The 13,671-nt window shown below is 38.8% G+C and carries 18 protein-coding genes; 16 read left to right on the forward strand and 2 right to left on the reverse strand.

The window, feature by feature from the left end:
• The first annotated feature begins 5 nt into the window (after positions 1 to 5).
• Positions 6 to 611, forward strand: coding sequence for a hypothetical protein (locus tag ACOKFD_RS16905; protein ID WP_422858991.1), 606 nt, complete (start codon positions 6 to 8; stop codon positions 609 to 611).
• Between the two features lie 103 nt (positions 612 to 714).
• On the opposite strand, the gene ACOKFD_RS16910 is transcribed toward ACOKFD_RS16905, so the two are convergent.
• On the reverse strand, positions 715 to 1,131 hold the full coding sequence (locus ACOKFD_RS16910) for a hypothetical protein (RefSeq protein WP_422858992.1): 417 nt from the start codon (positions 1,129 to 1,131) through the stop codon (positions 715 to 717).
• Between the two features lie 152 nt (positions 1,132 to 1,283).
• On the opposite strand from ACOKFD_RS16910, the gene ACOKFD_RS16915 reads away from it, so the two are divergent.
• Complete coding sequence (locus ACOKFD_RS16915) at positions 1,284 to 1,487, forward strand: helix-turn-helix domain-containing protein (RefSeq protein ID WP_422858993.1); 204 nt, start codon at positions 1,284 to 1,286, stop codon at positions 1,485 to 1,487.
• Between the two features lie 32 nt (positions 1,488 to 1,519).
• Entirely contained in the window at positions 1,520 to 1,867 is a 348-nt protein-coding gene (locus ACOKFD_RS16920) for a hypothetical protein (protein WP_422858994.1), read from the forward strand.
• A 95-nt stretch (positions 1,868 to 1,962) separates the two neighbouring features.
• On the opposite strand, the gene ACOKFD_RS16925 is transcribed toward ACOKFD_RS16920, so the two are convergent.
• Entirely contained in the window at positions 1,963 to 2,334 is a 372-nt protein-coding gene (locus ACOKFD_RS16925) for a SnoaL-like domain-containing protein (RefSeq protein ID WP_422858995.1), read from the reverse strand.
• Between the two features lie 364 nt (positions 2,335 to 2,698).
• On the opposite strand from ACOKFD_RS16925, the gene cyoE reads away from it, so the two are divergent.
• The 13 genes from cyoE (at position 2,699) to ACOKFD_RS16990 (ending at position 13,669) form a co-directional block, all read left to right on the forward strand.
• Positions 2,699 to 3,601, forward strand: coding sequence for a heme o synthase (gene cyoE / locus ACOKFD_RS16930; RefSeq protein WP_422858996.1), 903 nt, complete (start codon positions 2,699 to 2,701; stop codon positions 3,599 to 3,601).
• A 4-nt stretch (positions 3,602 to 3,605) separates the two neighbouring features.
• Positions 3,606 to 4,187, forward strand: a complete 582-nt coding sequence (locus tag ACOKFD_RS16935) for a cytochrome c oxidase subunit 3 (protein WP_422858997.1) — start codon at positions 3,606 to 3,608, stop codon at positions 4,185 to 4,187.
• Positions 4,188 to 4,279: 92 nt separating this feature from the next.
• Positions 4,280 to 5,254 carry a cytochrome c oxidase subunit 3 gene (locus ACOKFD_RS16940; RefSeq protein WP_422858998.1) on the forward strand — a complete coding sequence of 325 codons (975 nt, stop codon included), beginning with the start codon at positions 4,280 to 4,282 and terminating at the stop codon, positions 5,252 to 5,254.
• 41 nt (positions 5,255 to 5,295) lie between these two features.
• On the forward strand, positions 5,296 to 5,679 hold the full coding sequence (locus tag ACOKFD_RS16945; protein ID WP_422858999.1) for a cytochrome C oxidase subunit IV family protein: 384 nt from the start codon (positions 5,296 to 5,298) through the stop codon (positions 5,677 to 5,679).
• Positions 5,680 to 5,748: 69 nt separating this feature from the next.
• The gene (locus tag ACOKFD_RS16950; protein ID WP_298994360.1) at positions 5,749 to 6,381 is read left to right on the forward strand and encodes a hypothetical protein; all 633 of its coding nucleotides are present in this window, start codon (positions 5,749 to 5,751) and stop codon (positions 6,379 to 6,381) included.
• Positions 6,362 to 7,108 (forward strand): SCO family protein, encoded by a 747-nt coding sequence (locus tag ACOKFD_RS16955; protein ID WP_422859000.1) that lies wholly within the window; start codon positions 6,362 to 6,364, stop codon positions 7,106 to 7,108. Before ACOKFD_RS16950 ends, ACOKFD_RS16955 begins: the two co-directional genes overlap by 20 nt.
• Entirely contained in the window at positions 7,108 to 7,641 is a 534-nt protein-coding gene (locus ACOKFD_RS16960) for a DUF420 domain-containing protein (protein ID WP_298997586.1), read from the forward strand. The genes ACOKFD_RS16955 and ACOKFD_RS16960 overlap by 1 nt, the downstream gene beginning before the upstream one ends.
• Positions 7,642 to 7,643: 2 nt before the next feature.
• A complete protein-coding gene (locus ACOKFD_RS16965; protein ID WP_422859001.1) occupies positions 7,644 to 7,859 on the forward strand; it encodes a hypothetical protein in 216 nt (71 codons plus the stop codon).
• A gap of 114 nt (positions 7,860 to 7,973) precedes the next feature.
• Positions 7,974 to 9,218: an ABC transporter permease gene (locus ACOKFD_RS16970; RefSeq protein ID WP_298994355.1), complete on the forward strand. Its 1,245-nt coding sequence runs from the start codon at positions 7,974 to 7,976 to the stop codon at positions 9,216 to 9,218.
• A gap of 23 nt (positions 9,219 to 9,241) precedes the next feature.
• Positions 9,242 to 10,504 carry an ABC transporter permease gene (locus tag ACOKFD_RS16975; protein WP_298994353.1) on the forward strand — a complete coding sequence of 421 codons (1,263 nt, stop codon included), beginning with the start codon at positions 9,242 to 9,244 and terminating at the stop codon, positions 10,502 to 10,504.
• A gap of 30 nt (positions 10,505 to 10,534) precedes the next feature.
• Positions 10,535 to 11,647, forward strand: a complete 1,113-nt coding sequence (locus tag ACOKFD_RS16980) for an efflux RND transporter periplasmic adaptor subunit (RefSeq protein ID WP_422859002.1) — start codon at positions 10,535 to 10,537, stop codon at positions 11,645 to 11,647.
• A 98-nt stretch (positions 11,648 to 11,745) separates the two neighbouring features.
• Positions 11,746 to 12,447: an ABC transporter ATP-binding protein gene (locus ACOKFD_RS16985; RefSeq protein ID WP_422859003.1), complete on the forward strand. Its 702-nt coding sequence runs from the start codon at positions 11,746 to 11,748 to the stop codon at positions 12,445 to 12,447.
• Positions 12,440 to 13,669: an ABC transporter permease gene (locus ACOKFD_RS16990; protein WP_298994348.1), complete on the forward strand. Its 1,230-nt coding sequence runs from the start codon at positions 12,440 to 12,442 to the stop codon at positions 13,667 to 13,669. The genes ACOKFD_RS16985 and ACOKFD_RS16990 overlap by 8 nt, the downstream gene beginning before the upstream one ends.
• The last annotated feature ends 2 nt before the right edge of the window (positions 13,670 to 13,671 follow it).

Below are 13,671 nucleotides of genomic sequence, written 5' to 3' on the forward strand. Positions count from 1 at the left end.
TTAGAATGATAAATCTTAATGAAATAGATGAGTTTCATAGAAAAGGAAGAGGTAAAGTTTTCCAATTTTATATTACTGATGATGAATTGAAGGAGGTTTTGGATAGAATCAACAAAAAGAGATATGGAATTCTGAGTTTAATAGTCATTATAGAAAACGAGAGTTGTGATTATAACTATTTGGAGTATCCTTTGGAATATTTTTGGAAAGATAAACCCCAAAATGTTAATACTTTTTTCATAAGGGACAAAAAATTAACACCGAATATCGATTTGCCAAAAGACAGTGAAGATTTAAGCAAGTATTACATGTATAATGGATTGATAAGAATATCACACGGTGGTCAACGTAAAGGTTACCAACAACAATCGAATATTATGTTTGTTGATTCTTATTTTAGGATTGTTAATCCAACTGAGGTTTATGAAAATAAAGAGTATTCACGATTATTTGGGACTTTAAAAAAAGAAATAAATTTTTTTTTAAAATTTAAAGGAAATCATATTGGTAAAAGCGGTAAAATATATGAAAGTAAAACAAAAAATGTATCCGAGGGGTTTGCACTAAATCTTTCAAAGGGATTGTTAAAGGCTCCAATTCAAATTGAATAAAAAGCAATTATTAAATGCTCAGGGTTTTAGATTAGTTATTACTGATATATGATAATTAGATTGAAAAAACCACGACGGAGGTGTCGTGGTTTTTCTTTGAAATCTAACCCACCCTTTCCGCAAACCAAAGTGCACCATACTCATATCGCATACAAAGCGCTTTTTCTTTTTCCTCAATAACAAAGGTTAGAGAGAGTTGGTCAGGAGTAATGTTCAAAATACCGCAGGAGAACAGTTTCTCTAGATTTTTCATAGGGATAAAATAGCAACCTGTCCCTTTGGGTTGTTCCCATGAAAAGGTAAAAGAAAACATGATATGGTCCATGACTTCCATTTGGGCAATTTTGGAATTAGGTTGGGTATGGAGCAACAAATTGCCACTGGGGCGATGCCCGCAATGGTACTCGCGGCCTTCATAGTGTGCAGAAATTTCCAGGGCATCAAAGCTCAACTCCCAAGTAGCGGGCTTTTGGTATTCAAAGATTTTATGGATTTCAGGTAAAATAGGCAATACGGTCATAACCCAGGTTTTGGGGTGAAGGGGTTATGCAGAAAACTTTCTAAAGATAAAAAATGAATCTATAAAAGCACAACGATGTAACCAAAAGTTTCATGAAAACATATGATTTTGGCTGAATGTATCGAGAATATCTGCCAAAAGACTTGGAGGTCATGAAAAAAGTAGGGGAAAGGGTTCGTTTCCTTCGAGAAGAAAAAGAAATGTCCCAACAAGACTTGGCGTTGGAGGCAGATATCCCAAAAACTCAAGTAGGGCGTGTTGAAAGAGCAGAGAACAACACAAGTCTGGTTACTTTGAATCGAATTGCCGATGCCCTTGAGGTTCCTTTGTCTCATTTGTTTTTGTTTGGGGAGTAGTAGACTATAAATTTAAAATCTTGTAAATAAAAATGGTGCTTAAAAAGACACCCATCTTGGTTTTACTCTCCCTCTTAATTTTTGCCTGTAGTTCTGAAGGGTTAAGTTTAAATGGCAATACTAAATCTGTTATTAACGGTGGGCCATTGTCTAATGTCAAGGTATACATTTTTAAGAAAAAAAGCTCCATATATGGTATGTTTAGATATCCTATGGTTGATTCATCAATTACAAACAATAAGGGAATATTCAAATTTAAAATTAAGGGCCAAGGAAAATATGTCTTTGATTTTTATGAAGACCGTATTCTGCAACACCACAGTGAGGCTATAGAAATAAAAGAACCTAAAGACAGTTTAAAGCTTGAATTCAGTTGGTAGAGTTTTCTTGCTCTAAATGAAATCTACCCTTCCTTTAAACAAAAAAGCCCTGATTTTTAATCAAGGCTTTTTTAGTACATCATGTGGTTTTGTGCTTAAGCGTGATAATACCGCTCATTTACAATTTTTCCATCTTTCCATTGGGTACGCACTACTTGCTCAAATCGATGTTGGGTGCCATCATTGGTATCAAATTCCATTACGGCTTCGTAAAAGGTAGTGTCGCCTTTAACAGCAGGTCCGCTGGTTACGGTATAACCATGAAAGGCAGTTACGGTATCCAATAATTTTTGTTCTTCGGCCAAAGAAAAAGCCTTACCTACTTTGGCAGGGTTGTTTCCTTCAAAAAGTTGCACGTCGTCCGCCAAATAATTTTCCATAGCTTCAATGAATTTTCCTTCAGCCAATAAATTCACAACTTCATTTGCTTTGGTCAATAATTTTTGTTCTTGTACTGTAGTTTCCATATCTAGTTATTTTTAAATGTTTGTTTATGGGAACAAAGGTAATGGTGAAGCAAGCCTTTTTCTTTGCTGATATTTCCCGAGTACTGATATAGATTTCCCGACTTTGGAAATGGCTAGGTCATTTCGAAGGACAGCCGTCGTTCAGAGCCTTTGGCGTCGAACGAGTGAAACGACTGAGAAATCTAAACGAAAAAAGAGATTTCTCCCTTCCACTTGGTTCCAAGTCGAAATGACAATCGTATTCTTTTTCATGATTTTGGTGGATAAACAGTTCAACAAAAAAACCAAAAAGTAAACAAACCCACCTAAGCGGTTGGAAAAGAAGCTTTCCACCGTTATCTTTGCAGGCCAATAAAAGTTGTAGATGAAGTCGGCCGTAGGTTCCTTAAAAAGTACATCACTTGCTCTGTTCTATTCTGATTTTAAGGAAATCACGAAAGCTAGGTTGGCGGTCAGCGTTGTTTTCTCATCCATTGCTGGTTATTTTTTGGGAGCTTACCAGATAGACCTTTGGTCTATTTTGCTATTGGCCTTTGGTGGCTATTGTATGGTTGGGGCTTCCAATGCATACAATCAGGTGATTGAACGTGACCTGGACGCCCTAATGAAGCGTACGCGTAACCGTCCCATTCCTTCGGGGCGCATGACGATAAACATGGCAATGACCATTGCTATAACATTAACCCTGCTGGGCGTGTTGGCGTTATATGCATTGAGTCCTAAAACCGCTCTTTTCGGAGCCATTTCTATTTTTTTATACACAAGCGTTTACACACCGCTAAAGACCAAAACTCCACTTGCTGTTTTTGTGGGAGCATTTCCTGGGGCCATCCCTTTTATGTTGGGTTGGGTGGCTGCTACCAATGATTTTGGTATTGAGCCAGGAACCCTGTTTATGATTCAGTTTTTTTGGCAGTTCCCTCATTTTTGGGCTTTGGGATGGATGCTGGATGATGACTACAAACGAGGTGGCTTTAAAATGTTGCCCACCGGAAAAAAAGATAGAAGCACGGCTTTGCAGATTATTCTCTACACATTTTGGATGATTGTTATCTCGGTGATGCCCGCTTTTGGATTTACGGGCAGGTTGCATTTAAGTATTCCAGCAGCTATTTTGGTATTGCTCTGCGGATTGGTCATGCTGCTTTTTGCCTTTAACCTTTACATTAAAAAGGATAACCCCTCCGCTAGAAAATTGATGTTGGCCAGTGTGACCTACATTTCATTGATTCAGATAATATTTGTTGCAGATAAATTGATTAGTTGATAGTATGGATTTAACCCAAGGAAGCGAGAGACAGAAAAATAGTCGGGCCAAAAAGATGATGCTTTGGTTTGGCATTGTGAGTTTGATAATGGGATTCGCCGGTTGGACCAGTGCCTATATTGTAAGTAGCAAACGAACAGATTGGATAAGTGATTTAGATTTGCCGCAGGCCTTTCTGTGGAGCACGGCCACCATCGTTTTGAGTAGCCTTACCTATATTTTGGCTAAAAATTCGGTAAGAAAAAATAACCAAAGGTTAGGAACTCTTTTTCTCTTGGCAACATTGGCACTCGGAGGAATATTTATAGGGCTTCAGTTTGTCGGTTTTTCCCAAATGTTGGAAAACGGTTATTATTTCACCGGCCCCACAAGTAACATAAAAATGTCCTATGTGTTTTTGATTGCCGCAGTGCATATTGTACACGTGGTGGCAGGGCTTATTTCATTATTGGTAGTGCTTGTACAACAGCTACGTTCAAAATATACTCCCGAGAATATGTTAGGTCTGGAATTGGGTGCTACGTTTTGGCATTTTTTAGATATTTTGTGGGTGTATTTGATACTTTTTATGTATTTCGTAAAATAATTTTTTTGAAGGGGAGTTTTCATTCCACTTTGCCTTTTGGAATACAGTAAAAGGTGTATTTTTGCTAAAGTTTTATTAAAACGAACATATTTATGGATTCTACGGTTACAACCGGTACTGAAGATAACGTTTGGGGGGGCGGCAACCGTCCACTAGGCGCCAGCTACGGAAAATTGATGATGTGGTTCTTTATCGTCTCGGATGCTTTGACCTTTTCAGGTTTCTTGGTGTCCTATGGCTTTTCAAGGTTCAAGTTTATAGAAACTTGGCCTATTGCTGATGAGGTGTTTACCCACGTTCCTTTCTTCCATGGTAATTATCCAATGTACTATGTGGCCTTCATGACCTTTATACTTATCATGTCTTCCGTGACTATGGTGCTGGCTGTGGATGCCGGACACCGTATGATGAAGAACAGAGTAATCTGGTATATGTTCCTTACCATTATAGGAGGGGCAATTTTCGTAGGCTCACAGGCTTGGGAATGGGCTACTTTTATTAAAGGAGACTTTGGAGCTTTGGAGACCAAAGGAGGTAGAATTCTTCAATTTGTAAATGCAGAGACCGGAGAGCGTGCTGCCTTGGCAGATTTCTCCAAAACATTGCCCGAAGAGCGTGTAAAGCATGAAGGCTCCAACGGGATTTGGTATCAAAAAGAAGAATACAAAACATCATATTCTTTAAATGAGGTAGTTGAAGGTTTTAAGGCAAGTCCTAATATCCTGATTCGTACCGAAACCATTAACGAAGAGGGTGAGAAAACACTACTGACCCGCCAAGAATCTTTGGCAAAACTAAAAGATGCCAAATTGGTGGTAGAAGGGGCCAACCTAATACGAAATGAATATGGTAGTCGCCTATTTGCTGACTTCTTCTTTTTCATTACAGGATTCCACGGTTTCCACGTATTCTCAGGTGTGGTTATCAATGTGATCATTTTTTTCAACGTAATTCTTGGAACCTATGAGCGAAGAGGCCATTACGAAATGGTAGAGAAAGTTGGACTATACTGGCACTTTGTAGATTTGGTATGGGTTTTTGTATTCACATTCTTTTATTTGGTATAATCTGTTTTCCGAAATATCGGATATAAACAATAGTATTTTATATGGCACACGAACATAAGTTGGAAATTTTTAGAGGACTCTTGAAATTCAAGTCCAATACCCAAAAAATATGGGGTGTATTGGCATTTCTTACTCTTGTGACAGCGATCGAGGTAGGTTTGGGTATTGCAAAACCGGAACTGTTTACCAAAAATTATTTTTTGGGTATGAAGCTCCTAAATTGGATTTTCATTATCCTTACTTTGGTGAAAGCCTATTATATTGCTTGGGATTTCATGCACCTAAGGGATGAAAAAAGCGCTTTACGCAGAGCTATAGTTTGGACGCCCATTTTCTTGGTCAGTTATCTGATTTTCATTTTGCTGTTTGAAGCGGATTACATCTATAACGTGTTCAAAGATGGCTTCCTCTCTTGGGACTTCTAAGAAAGTATTAACATATGTAAAAGACGGTTTCATGACCGTCTTTTTTATTTTTGTAAGAGTATTGATTTCATGAAAAAAACTTTTGTTTTAGTTGTTCTTTTCATCTTTCCCCTAGTGGCCTATCTCTTCTTTGCCTCGGGAGTCAACAACTTTGGAAAGCTACCTGTTTTAACTGAAAATATCCCAGAACCCACTAAGTTTTCAGGAGATAACCAATTAGCGGATAAAATCACCATTCTTGGTTTTTTAGGAAACAATATTGGCAAAAAGAAAGGCAACGCTTTTAATCTCAATCAAAAAATTTATAAACGCTTCAGCGAGTTCAATGATTTTCAAATGTTGATGATAGTTCCAAAGGGACATGAGAATGAAGTGACCGCTTTGAAAGATGAGTTGGGTGCGCTGTCCGAAGTAGAAAAATGGAATTTTGCCTTTGGGGAAGAAAGTGATATTGAAAACTTCTTTCAACGTTTGGATACCGATTTGGAATTGGGACAGGATTATAGTACTCCCTATGTCTTTATTATCGATAAAGACAGAAATTTAAGGGGCAGAAATGATGATGAGGATGAAGGGGTGAAGTTTGGTTTTAATACTACTTCTGTGGCCGAGCTCAACAACAAGATGGAGGATGATGTGAAAATCATTTTGGCAGAATACAGATTAGCTTTAAAAAAGAATAATGCCAACAGGAGCAAATAGCAAAAAAAAGTACACTTACGTTTGGGTTTCCGCAATCATTCTGATTTTTGGGACTTTTGCCGTCTATGAAATTTCCAAAAGACTAAAGGAAGGGACCGTAGTTGAAAATGATAGGATGAGTATTCCCAACCTTGGAAAGGAAGTGGGTTTTGTAGTGAATGAAGGTAAAAAGCGGAAGGTGCCTCCATTTTCTTTTAGAAATCAGGACAGTGTTCTAATATCACATAGAGATTATTTGGGAAAGGTGTATGTGGTTGAATTCTTTTTTTCTACCTGCCCGACCATCTGCCCTATAATGACCAAGAATTTGGTGGAACTACAAGATACTTTTAAGGAGTATGAAGATTTTGGAGTAGCTTCATTTACCATCAACCCTAGATATGATACACCTTCTGTTCTAAAGGCTTATACGAAAAAGTACGGTATAACGGATAAAGATTGGCACTTGCTAACAGGAGATAGGGATTCCATCTATAGTTTGGCGCAAGAAGGCTTTTACCTTTCCGCAACAGAAGATTCCAGCGCCCCCGGTGGGTTTGAACACTCTGGCATGTTGGCCTTGATTGACAAGAAAGGAAATATTAGAAGTAGGGAAGACAATTTTGGAAATCCCATTATATATTATCGTGGAACCGTCACCGAAGAACAAGGTGTCAACGACGAAGGAGAGCCTCAACAAATAACCATGTTAAAAGAAGACATTAAAAAATTATTACTTGAGGAATGATGCAAGAAATTTCACTAAAACAGAAAAGATACAACCGTTGGATTACAATTGTTTCTATTGTGATTCCCGTAGTGGTGGCCCTATTGTTCGGTTATAAGATTCCGAATGCGGAACCCCTATCATTTTTACCTCCAATTTATGCCACAACCAATGGTATTACAGCAGTACTTTTGGTAATGGCGGTTATCGCTATTAAAAATGGCAAAAGAAAACAACACCAAAACTTAATGACTACTTGCATAGTCCTTTCTGCCTTGTTTTTGGTGATGTATGTTGCCTATCATATGACTTCGGAAAGTACAAAATATGGAGGGGAAGGATTTTTACGATATGCCTATTTCTTTATCTTGATTACCCATATTGTATTATCCATAATTATTATACCATTGGTTTTGATCACGTATTCCAAAGCCTATTTAAAGGATTTTAAGGCCCATCGCAAATGGGCGAAATATACTTTTCCTATTTGGTTGTATGTTGCGGTAACCGGTGTTATTGTATATCTGATGATTTCACCATATTACGTTCTCTGATTATGAAAATCAAACTGTCTATACTGCTTCTTTTTCTAATATTTCTATCTCCTCAATTGTTAGAGGCCCAATGCGCTATGTGCCGTGCGGTAGTGGAAAGCGAAGGTGACCCAGAATCTGCAGAAGCACTCAATGATGGTATCGTGTATTTGATGGCCATTCCGTACATTTTGGTAGCGGGACTCTTCTTTTTTATCTACCGAAAGATGCGTAATTAAAGGGTTTTTAAAAAAATTAACATTTTTTTTACGTTTTCAGTGTAACAATACGCTTTACTTACAGTCATATTAAGGTACGCTTGCGTATTTCATCAATCACCAAACACCAACCACATGTTCGATTTAGAAAGGTGGCAAGAAATATTTGACACCATCCGAAAGAACAAATTACGTACTTTCCTTACCGGGCTATCCGTAGCTTCGGGTATTTTCATATTGGTTATTTTATTAGGATTTGGTCAAGGCATGCAGAACGGCATTGAACGGGAGTTCAAGCAAGATGCATCAACGAGTGTTTGGGCTTGGCCGGGAGTTACTTCCAAAGAGTTCAAAGGACTAAATCCGGGAAGAAGAATTCAATTCATCAACGACAATTTCGAAACCGTGAGTTCTATGTACCAAGACGACATAGAATATGAATCTGCACGTATTTTTGTTAGGGATATCACAGTGAATTATGGAAAGGAAGCACTAGTGTATAGCGTGCAGGGAGTAGCCTCTGACTTTCAATTCATAGAGAACACCGGAATGATTGAAGGGCGTTTTGTCAATTACCAAGATGAAATGGCGATGGGAAAAGTAGCCATTATTGGAAAAAAGATAAGAGATGATGTTTTTAATAAGATAGATTCTCCACTTGGTGAATACATTGATATTTCCGGAATTCCTTTTAAGATCATTGGTGTTTTCAAAGAGCTTAATGAACGTGAAGAAGAGCGAATTTATATTCCAATAACTACGGCACAACGCGTTTTCAACGGGGGCAATAGAGTAAATAATTTATCATACACCCTTCCTCCAGTTGAGAATTTTGACCAAGCGGTTGCCCAAGCTGTGGAGTTTAAGGAGAACTTGCAAAGCTATTTGCAACAAGCGCATACCGTAGCACCGGACGATAATGGCGCCATGGAAGTATGGAGTGCTATGGAAGAAGCAAAGCGGTATTATGGACTTACTAATAACATTAAGATTTTTTTCTGGTTTGTGGGGGTTTGTACCATAGTTGCCGGAGTGGTGGGAGTGAGTAATATTATGCTGATTGTGGTTCGGGAAAGAACTAGAGAAATCGGGATTCGAAAGGCATTGGGAGCAAAACCTTGGTCCATTGTGGGAATGATCTTGCACGAATCCATTTTTGTAACAGCCATTTCTGGTTTCGCAGGACTTATTTTCAGTATGGCCTTGCTCGAAATAGTGGGACCCCATGTGGAAGTGGATTATGTGGTTAACCCCTCCGTGAATTTCAATGTGGCCTTTACAACAGTCCTGGTACTCATATTGGCAGGGACCCTAGCCGGATTTGTCCCAGCATGGAGAGCGGCAAAAGTACAGGTTATAGAATCACTGCGAGAAGAATAAAAGAATAAAGACAAAGCAAAAAAATGTTCAACAAAGACCGATGGAAGGAAATACTTGAGGTATTGACAAGCAATGTCTGGAGGACTGTTTTCACTGCCTTTGGGGTGTGTTGGGGAATCTTTATACTTATTGTGTTATTAGCGGCTGGCAAGGGTTTGGAAAATGGAATCAAAAAGGATTTCGGGGACATAGCCACGAACACCATGTTCATGTGGACCCGAAGTACCACAAAAGCCTATGAGGGCCTTCCAAAGGGTCGAAGTTTTGAATTTAGAACAAGCGATGTACAGGCTATTCAGGATAATGTTCCTAATCTTCGCTTTATTTCTCCCCGTAATCAGTTGAGTGGTTTTAGGAGTGGAGGAAACAATGTGGTGCGCGGTATACGCACCGGTTCCTACAATATATATGGTGATTATCCTGAAATCATCAATCAAGACCCCATGACCGTTACCTCTGGGAGGTTTATTAACTACAATGATATTAACGAAAAAAGGAAAGTTGCGGTCATTGGGAGAGGTGTAAAAAGCGACCTCTACGAAAAAGGTGAAGAAGTTCTTGGAACATATATTAAAGTTCAAGGAGTGAATTTTATGGTGATAGGCACCTACAAAAAGAACAGCAACGATGGAGATGGGGAGGAAGCCCAAAAAGAAATATTTGTTCCCTTTACATCTTTTTCCCAGGCATTCAATAGAGGTGAAGAAGTAGGCTGGATGGCAATTACCGCTCATGATGGCCATTCAATTTCGGTTTTGAAGGAAGACATTGTGAATGAGATGAAAAAAAGGCACAAGGTACACCCGGAAGATAAGCGGGCCATAGGCTATTTTGACCTTTACGAGCAATATAACCGTGTAGAGAGTTTGTTCGGAGCCTTAAAGGCAGTAGCCTACATTGTGGGTATTATGGTATTGCTATCTGGAATAATTGGGGTAAGCAATATTATGCTGATTGTAGTCAAGGAACGTACTAAAGAAATTGGAATACGAAGGGCGTTGGGTGAGTCCCCTTGGTCCATAAAACTACAAATCTTGATGGAATCCATTTTCTTGACAATAATCTCCGGTATGGCAGGAATCATTTTGGGTTCCTTGGTCATTTATGGAATCAATTCTTTGTTGGACAGCGTGGGTCCGGTGGATATGTTTTTAAATCCCAGTGTAAGTGTAGGAGTAGTTAGTGGAGCTTTAATGATTCTAATGATATCAGGACTATTGGCAGGATTTATTCCTGCAAACAGTGCCATACGGGTGCGACCTATTGAAGCTTTAAGAACTGAATAAAAAATCAATCAAATCAAACTATAAAAGAACATGAAAAAATCAGTAACCATTGTCATTCTGGTCTTAATTCTAGTAATATTTGGAGGGTCAATGTATTATCTGTACCAAAAAAATGCAGAAAATCCAGTAGTCTATAAAACGGAACAACTGTCCAAACAAAGTATTGTGAAAAAGGCTGTTGCAACGGGTAGTATTCTTCCTTTGGAAGAAGTATTGATAAAACCGAACATTTCGGGAGTCATTGACGAGATTTATGTTGAAGGTGGCGACTACGTGAAATCCGGCGATTTATTGGCCAAAATTAAGGTGGTTCCCAATCTGACGGCCTTAAACGATGCAAGAAATGCCATCAACGAAGCCAAAATCAATCTAGAGGATCAAAAAAGAAATTATGATCGCCAATTGACCATTTTCAACAAAGGGGTCATCCCACAGGCCGATTTGGAAAGAGCCCAGGTTGCTTATGATCAAGCCAAACAATCTTTTAGGGCGGCAAACGAAAGGTTCGATATCGTAAAAACCGGTACGACCCGAGGTTTAAGCAGTGCTGCCAATACCTTGATACGTGCCACGGTAAGTGGTATGGTGCTGGAAGTACCTGTGGAGGTAGGAAACCAGGTAATTGAAAGCAATAACTTCAATGAAGGAACCACTATTGCAGCCATTGCAGATGTGGAAAAGATGATATTCGAAGGTAAAGTTGATGAATCAGAGGTTGGAAAAATTAAGGAAGACTTACCTTTGGAGATTACAGTAGGCGCTATAGAAAATCGAATTTTTGATGCTGTTTTAGATTATATCGCTCCAAAGGGAAAAGAAGAAAATGGAGCCATCCAGTTTGAGATTAAAGGGACTTTGACCAAGGAAGACACAACATTTATTAGGGCTGGATTAAGCGCTAATGCTTCTATTATTTTGGCTAGAGCCGATAGCGTTTTGGCGTTGAAAGAAGCTTTGGTTCAGTTTGATGACGAAACCAAAGAACCCTTTGTGGAAATTGAAACTTCTGACCAGAAATTTGAGCGCAGGGACATCGAGCTAGGTGTAAGTGATGGTATATTTGTTGAAGTGAAATCTGGACTTGAAGAGGCTGATAAAATAAAGGTCTGGAATAGTGTGGAAGAAGAAGAAAATACGAACTAGACCACTCCGCGAAAAAAAGTAACCTATTCTTGTAACAAAATATCAAATTATAAGTCCTATAACGGGAGTTGTAATCCTGATAGCTAATAACATCAATCATGATAGAAATCAAAGACCTTCATAAATCCTATAGAATGGGAAGTAACTCACTCCATGTTCTTAAGGGTATCAACTTTTCTGCGGAAGCAGGGGAACTAGTTGCCATTATGGGTTCGTCAGGTTCTGGTAAATCCACACTCCTCAATATTTTAGGTATGTTGGATGGTGCTGATAGTGGGGAGTATGTTTTGGACGGTGTTCCAATCAAAGATTTAACAGAGACCAAAGCGGCACAATACCGCAACAAGTTTTTAGGATTTATTTTCCAGTCTTTCAACCTTATCAACTACAAGTCTGCTCTAGAAAATGTGGCGTTGCCGCTGTACTATCAAAAGGTGGGTAGAAAAGAACGTCAAGAGAAGGCATTGAATTATCTGGAAAGAGTTGGCTTAAAAGAGTGGGCCACTCACTTGCCAAGCGAACTTTCGGGAGGTCAAAAACAGCGTGTTGCCATTGCTAGAGCTATGGCGGCAGAACCCAAAGTACTTTTGGCAGATGAGCCAACAGGTGCTTTGGATAGTAAAACTTCATATGAAGTAATGGATTTGATTCAAAAGATTAATGATGAGGGAAATACCATTCTAGTGGTGACGCATGAGGAAGATATTGCCCATATGTGTAAACGTATTGTGCATTTGAAGGATGGCGTAATTGTGGAAGATAAAAAAGTAAACCAAGTTAGAGCTGAACAGTATGTTTGATCGCGATATCTGGCAGGAAATATTTCACACGCTTAAAAATAATAAGCTAAGAACCTTTTTGACAGGATTTTCTGTTGGATGGGCCATCTTTATTCTTGTAATGCTATTGGCTTCCGTTAATGGGATGCAAAATGGGTTTACCAATCAGTTTAATGACGATGCAACGAACACCATTTTTGTAAGACCAGGTACTACTTCCAAAGCCTACGCTGGTTTTGAGAAAGATCGTCGCATTCAATTTGAAAATGATGACTACGAATATATCAAGCAAAGCTTTCCCAAGGATATTGAACAAATAAGCGCGAGATATTTCGCAAACACTACAGCCAGATATAAAAGCGAGACAGGGGCCTACCCACTACAAGGGGTGCATTCTGACTTTCAAGTTATCGAAAAGACGATTATTACAAAAGGTAGATATTTCAACAGCGTTGATGTACTGAACAAGTCAAAAGTGGCCATTATAGGAAGGAAGGTAAAAGAAGACCTTTTTGATAAGGAAGATGCCATTGGAAAGTTTGTAGAGTTCAATGGGCTTCCCTTCCGGATTATTGGAATATTCATTGATGAAGGAGATGATAATGCCGAACGCCGAATTTATGCTCCCATTACCACACTACAACGTAATTACGGAAATACCAATAATATCAGCCAGATAGCATTGACCTACAATACCTCTTATGACCTGACCGAAGCTCTGGAGTTTTCACAACGCCTAGAAGATATTATGAAAAGAAGGCATAAAATCTCTCCAGATGACCAAGCTGGAATAAACGTATGGAACTATGCAGAAGCGTTTGATGATATCAGTAGCTTTTCAACCGTGTTGAGCGCAATTAGTATCGGGGTTGGATTTTTAATATTGATTGCGGGTATAGTAGGTATTGGGAATATCATGGTTTTTACAATCAAGGAAAGAACCAAGGAAATTGGAATTAGAAAAGCTTTGGGAGCTATGCCCAAACAAATTATAAACCTCGTGCTTTTGGAGTCTACTTTTATTACGGCTCTATCTGGGTTTATAGGTTTAATTTTCGCATGGATTATTTTGTCCCTGATAGGTCCCAATATAGACGCTCCAGCATTTAGTAATCCCTCAGTTAATTTGTCTACTGTGGTTACGGCTACAATTATATTGATTGTCGCCGGAGTATTGGCAGGATTGATTCCAGCCATAAAGGCAGCAAATGTTAAACCTATTGTAGCATTAAGTGATAAATAGAT

It is taken from the genome of Flagellimonas ulvae (genome assembly GCF_049333175.1).
Lineage (GTDB): Bacteria > Bacteroidota > Bacteroidia > Flavobacteriales > Flavobacteriaceae > Flagellimonas.

Excerpts from the sequence above, each read along its gene's own strand:
- ACOKFD_RS16985 (WP_422859003.1), top strand. The coding sequence starts at position 11,746 with ATGATAGAAATCAAAGACCTTCATAAATCCTATAGAATGGGAAGTAAC.
- ACOKFD_RS16955 (WP_422859000.1), top strand. The coding sequence starts at position 6,362 with ATGCCAACAGGAGCAAATAGCAAAAAAAAGTACACTTACGTTTGGGTT.
- ACOKFD_RS16905 (WP_422858991.1), top strand. The coding sequence starts at position 6 with ATGATAAATCTTAATGAAATAGATGAGTTTCATAGAAAAGGAAGAGGT.
- ACOKFD_RS16950 (WP_298994360.1), top strand. The coding sequence starts at position 5,749 with ATGAAAAAAACTTTTGTTTTAGTTGTTCTTTTCATCTTTCCCCTAGTG.
- ACOKFD_RS16910 (WP_422858992.1), bottom strand. The coding sequence starts at position 1,131 with ATGACCGTATTGCCTATTTTACCTGAAATCCATAAAATCTTTGAATAC.
- ACOKFD_RS16960 (WP_298997586.1), top strand. The coding sequence starts at position 7,108 with ATGCAAGAAATTTCACTAAAACAGAAAAGATACAACCGTTGGATTACA.
- ACOKFD_RS16925 (WP_422858995.1), bottom strand. The coding sequence starts at position 2,334 with ATGGAAACTACAGTACAAGAACAAAAATTATTGACCAAAGCAAATGAA.
- ACOKFD_RS16920 (WP_422858994.1), top strand. The coding sequence starts at position 1,520 with ATGGTGCTTAAAAAGACACCCATCTTGGTTTTACTCTCCCTCTTAATT.
- ACOKFD_RS16940 (WP_422858998.1), top strand. The coding sequence starts at position 4,280 with ATGGATTCTACGGTTACAACCGGTACTGAAGATAACGTTTGGGGGGGC.
- cyoE (WP_422858996.1), top strand. The coding sequence starts at position 2,699 with ATGAAGTCGGCCGTAGGTTCCTTAAAAAGTACATCACTTGCTCTGTTC.
- ACOKFD_RS16975 (WP_298994353.1), top strand. The coding sequence starts at position 9,242 with ATGTTCAACAAAGACCGATGGAAGGAAATACTTGAGGTATTGACAAGC.
- ACOKFD_RS16935 (WP_422858997.1), top strand. The coding sequence starts at position 3,606 with ATGGATTTAACCCAAGGAAGCGAGAGACAGAAAAATAGTCGGGCCAAA.
- ACOKFD_RS16970 (WP_298994355.1), top strand. The coding sequence starts at position 7,974 with ATGTTCGATTTAGAAAGGTGGCAAGAAATATTTGACACCATCCGAAAG.
- ACOKFD_RS16965 (WP_422859001.1), top strand. The coding sequence starts at position 7,644 with ATGAAAATCAAACTGTCTATACTGCTTCTTTTTCTAATATTTCTATCT.
- ACOKFD_RS16980 (WP_422859002.1), top strand. The coding sequence starts at position 10,535 with ATGAAAAAATCAGTAACCATTGTCATTCTGGTCTTAATTCTAGTAATA.
- ACOKFD_RS16945 (WP_422858999.1), top strand. The coding sequence starts at position 5,296 with ATGGCACACGAACATAAGTTGGAAATTTTTAGAGGACTCTTGAAATTC.
- ACOKFD_RS16915 (WP_422858993.1), top strand. The coding sequence starts at position 1,284 with ATGAAAAAAGTAGGGGAAAGGGTTCGTTTCCTTCGAGAAGAAAAAGAA.
- ACOKFD_RS16990 (WP_298994348.1), top strand. The coding sequence starts at position 12,440 with ATGTTTGATCGCGATATCTGGCAGGAAATATTTCACACGCTTAAAAAT.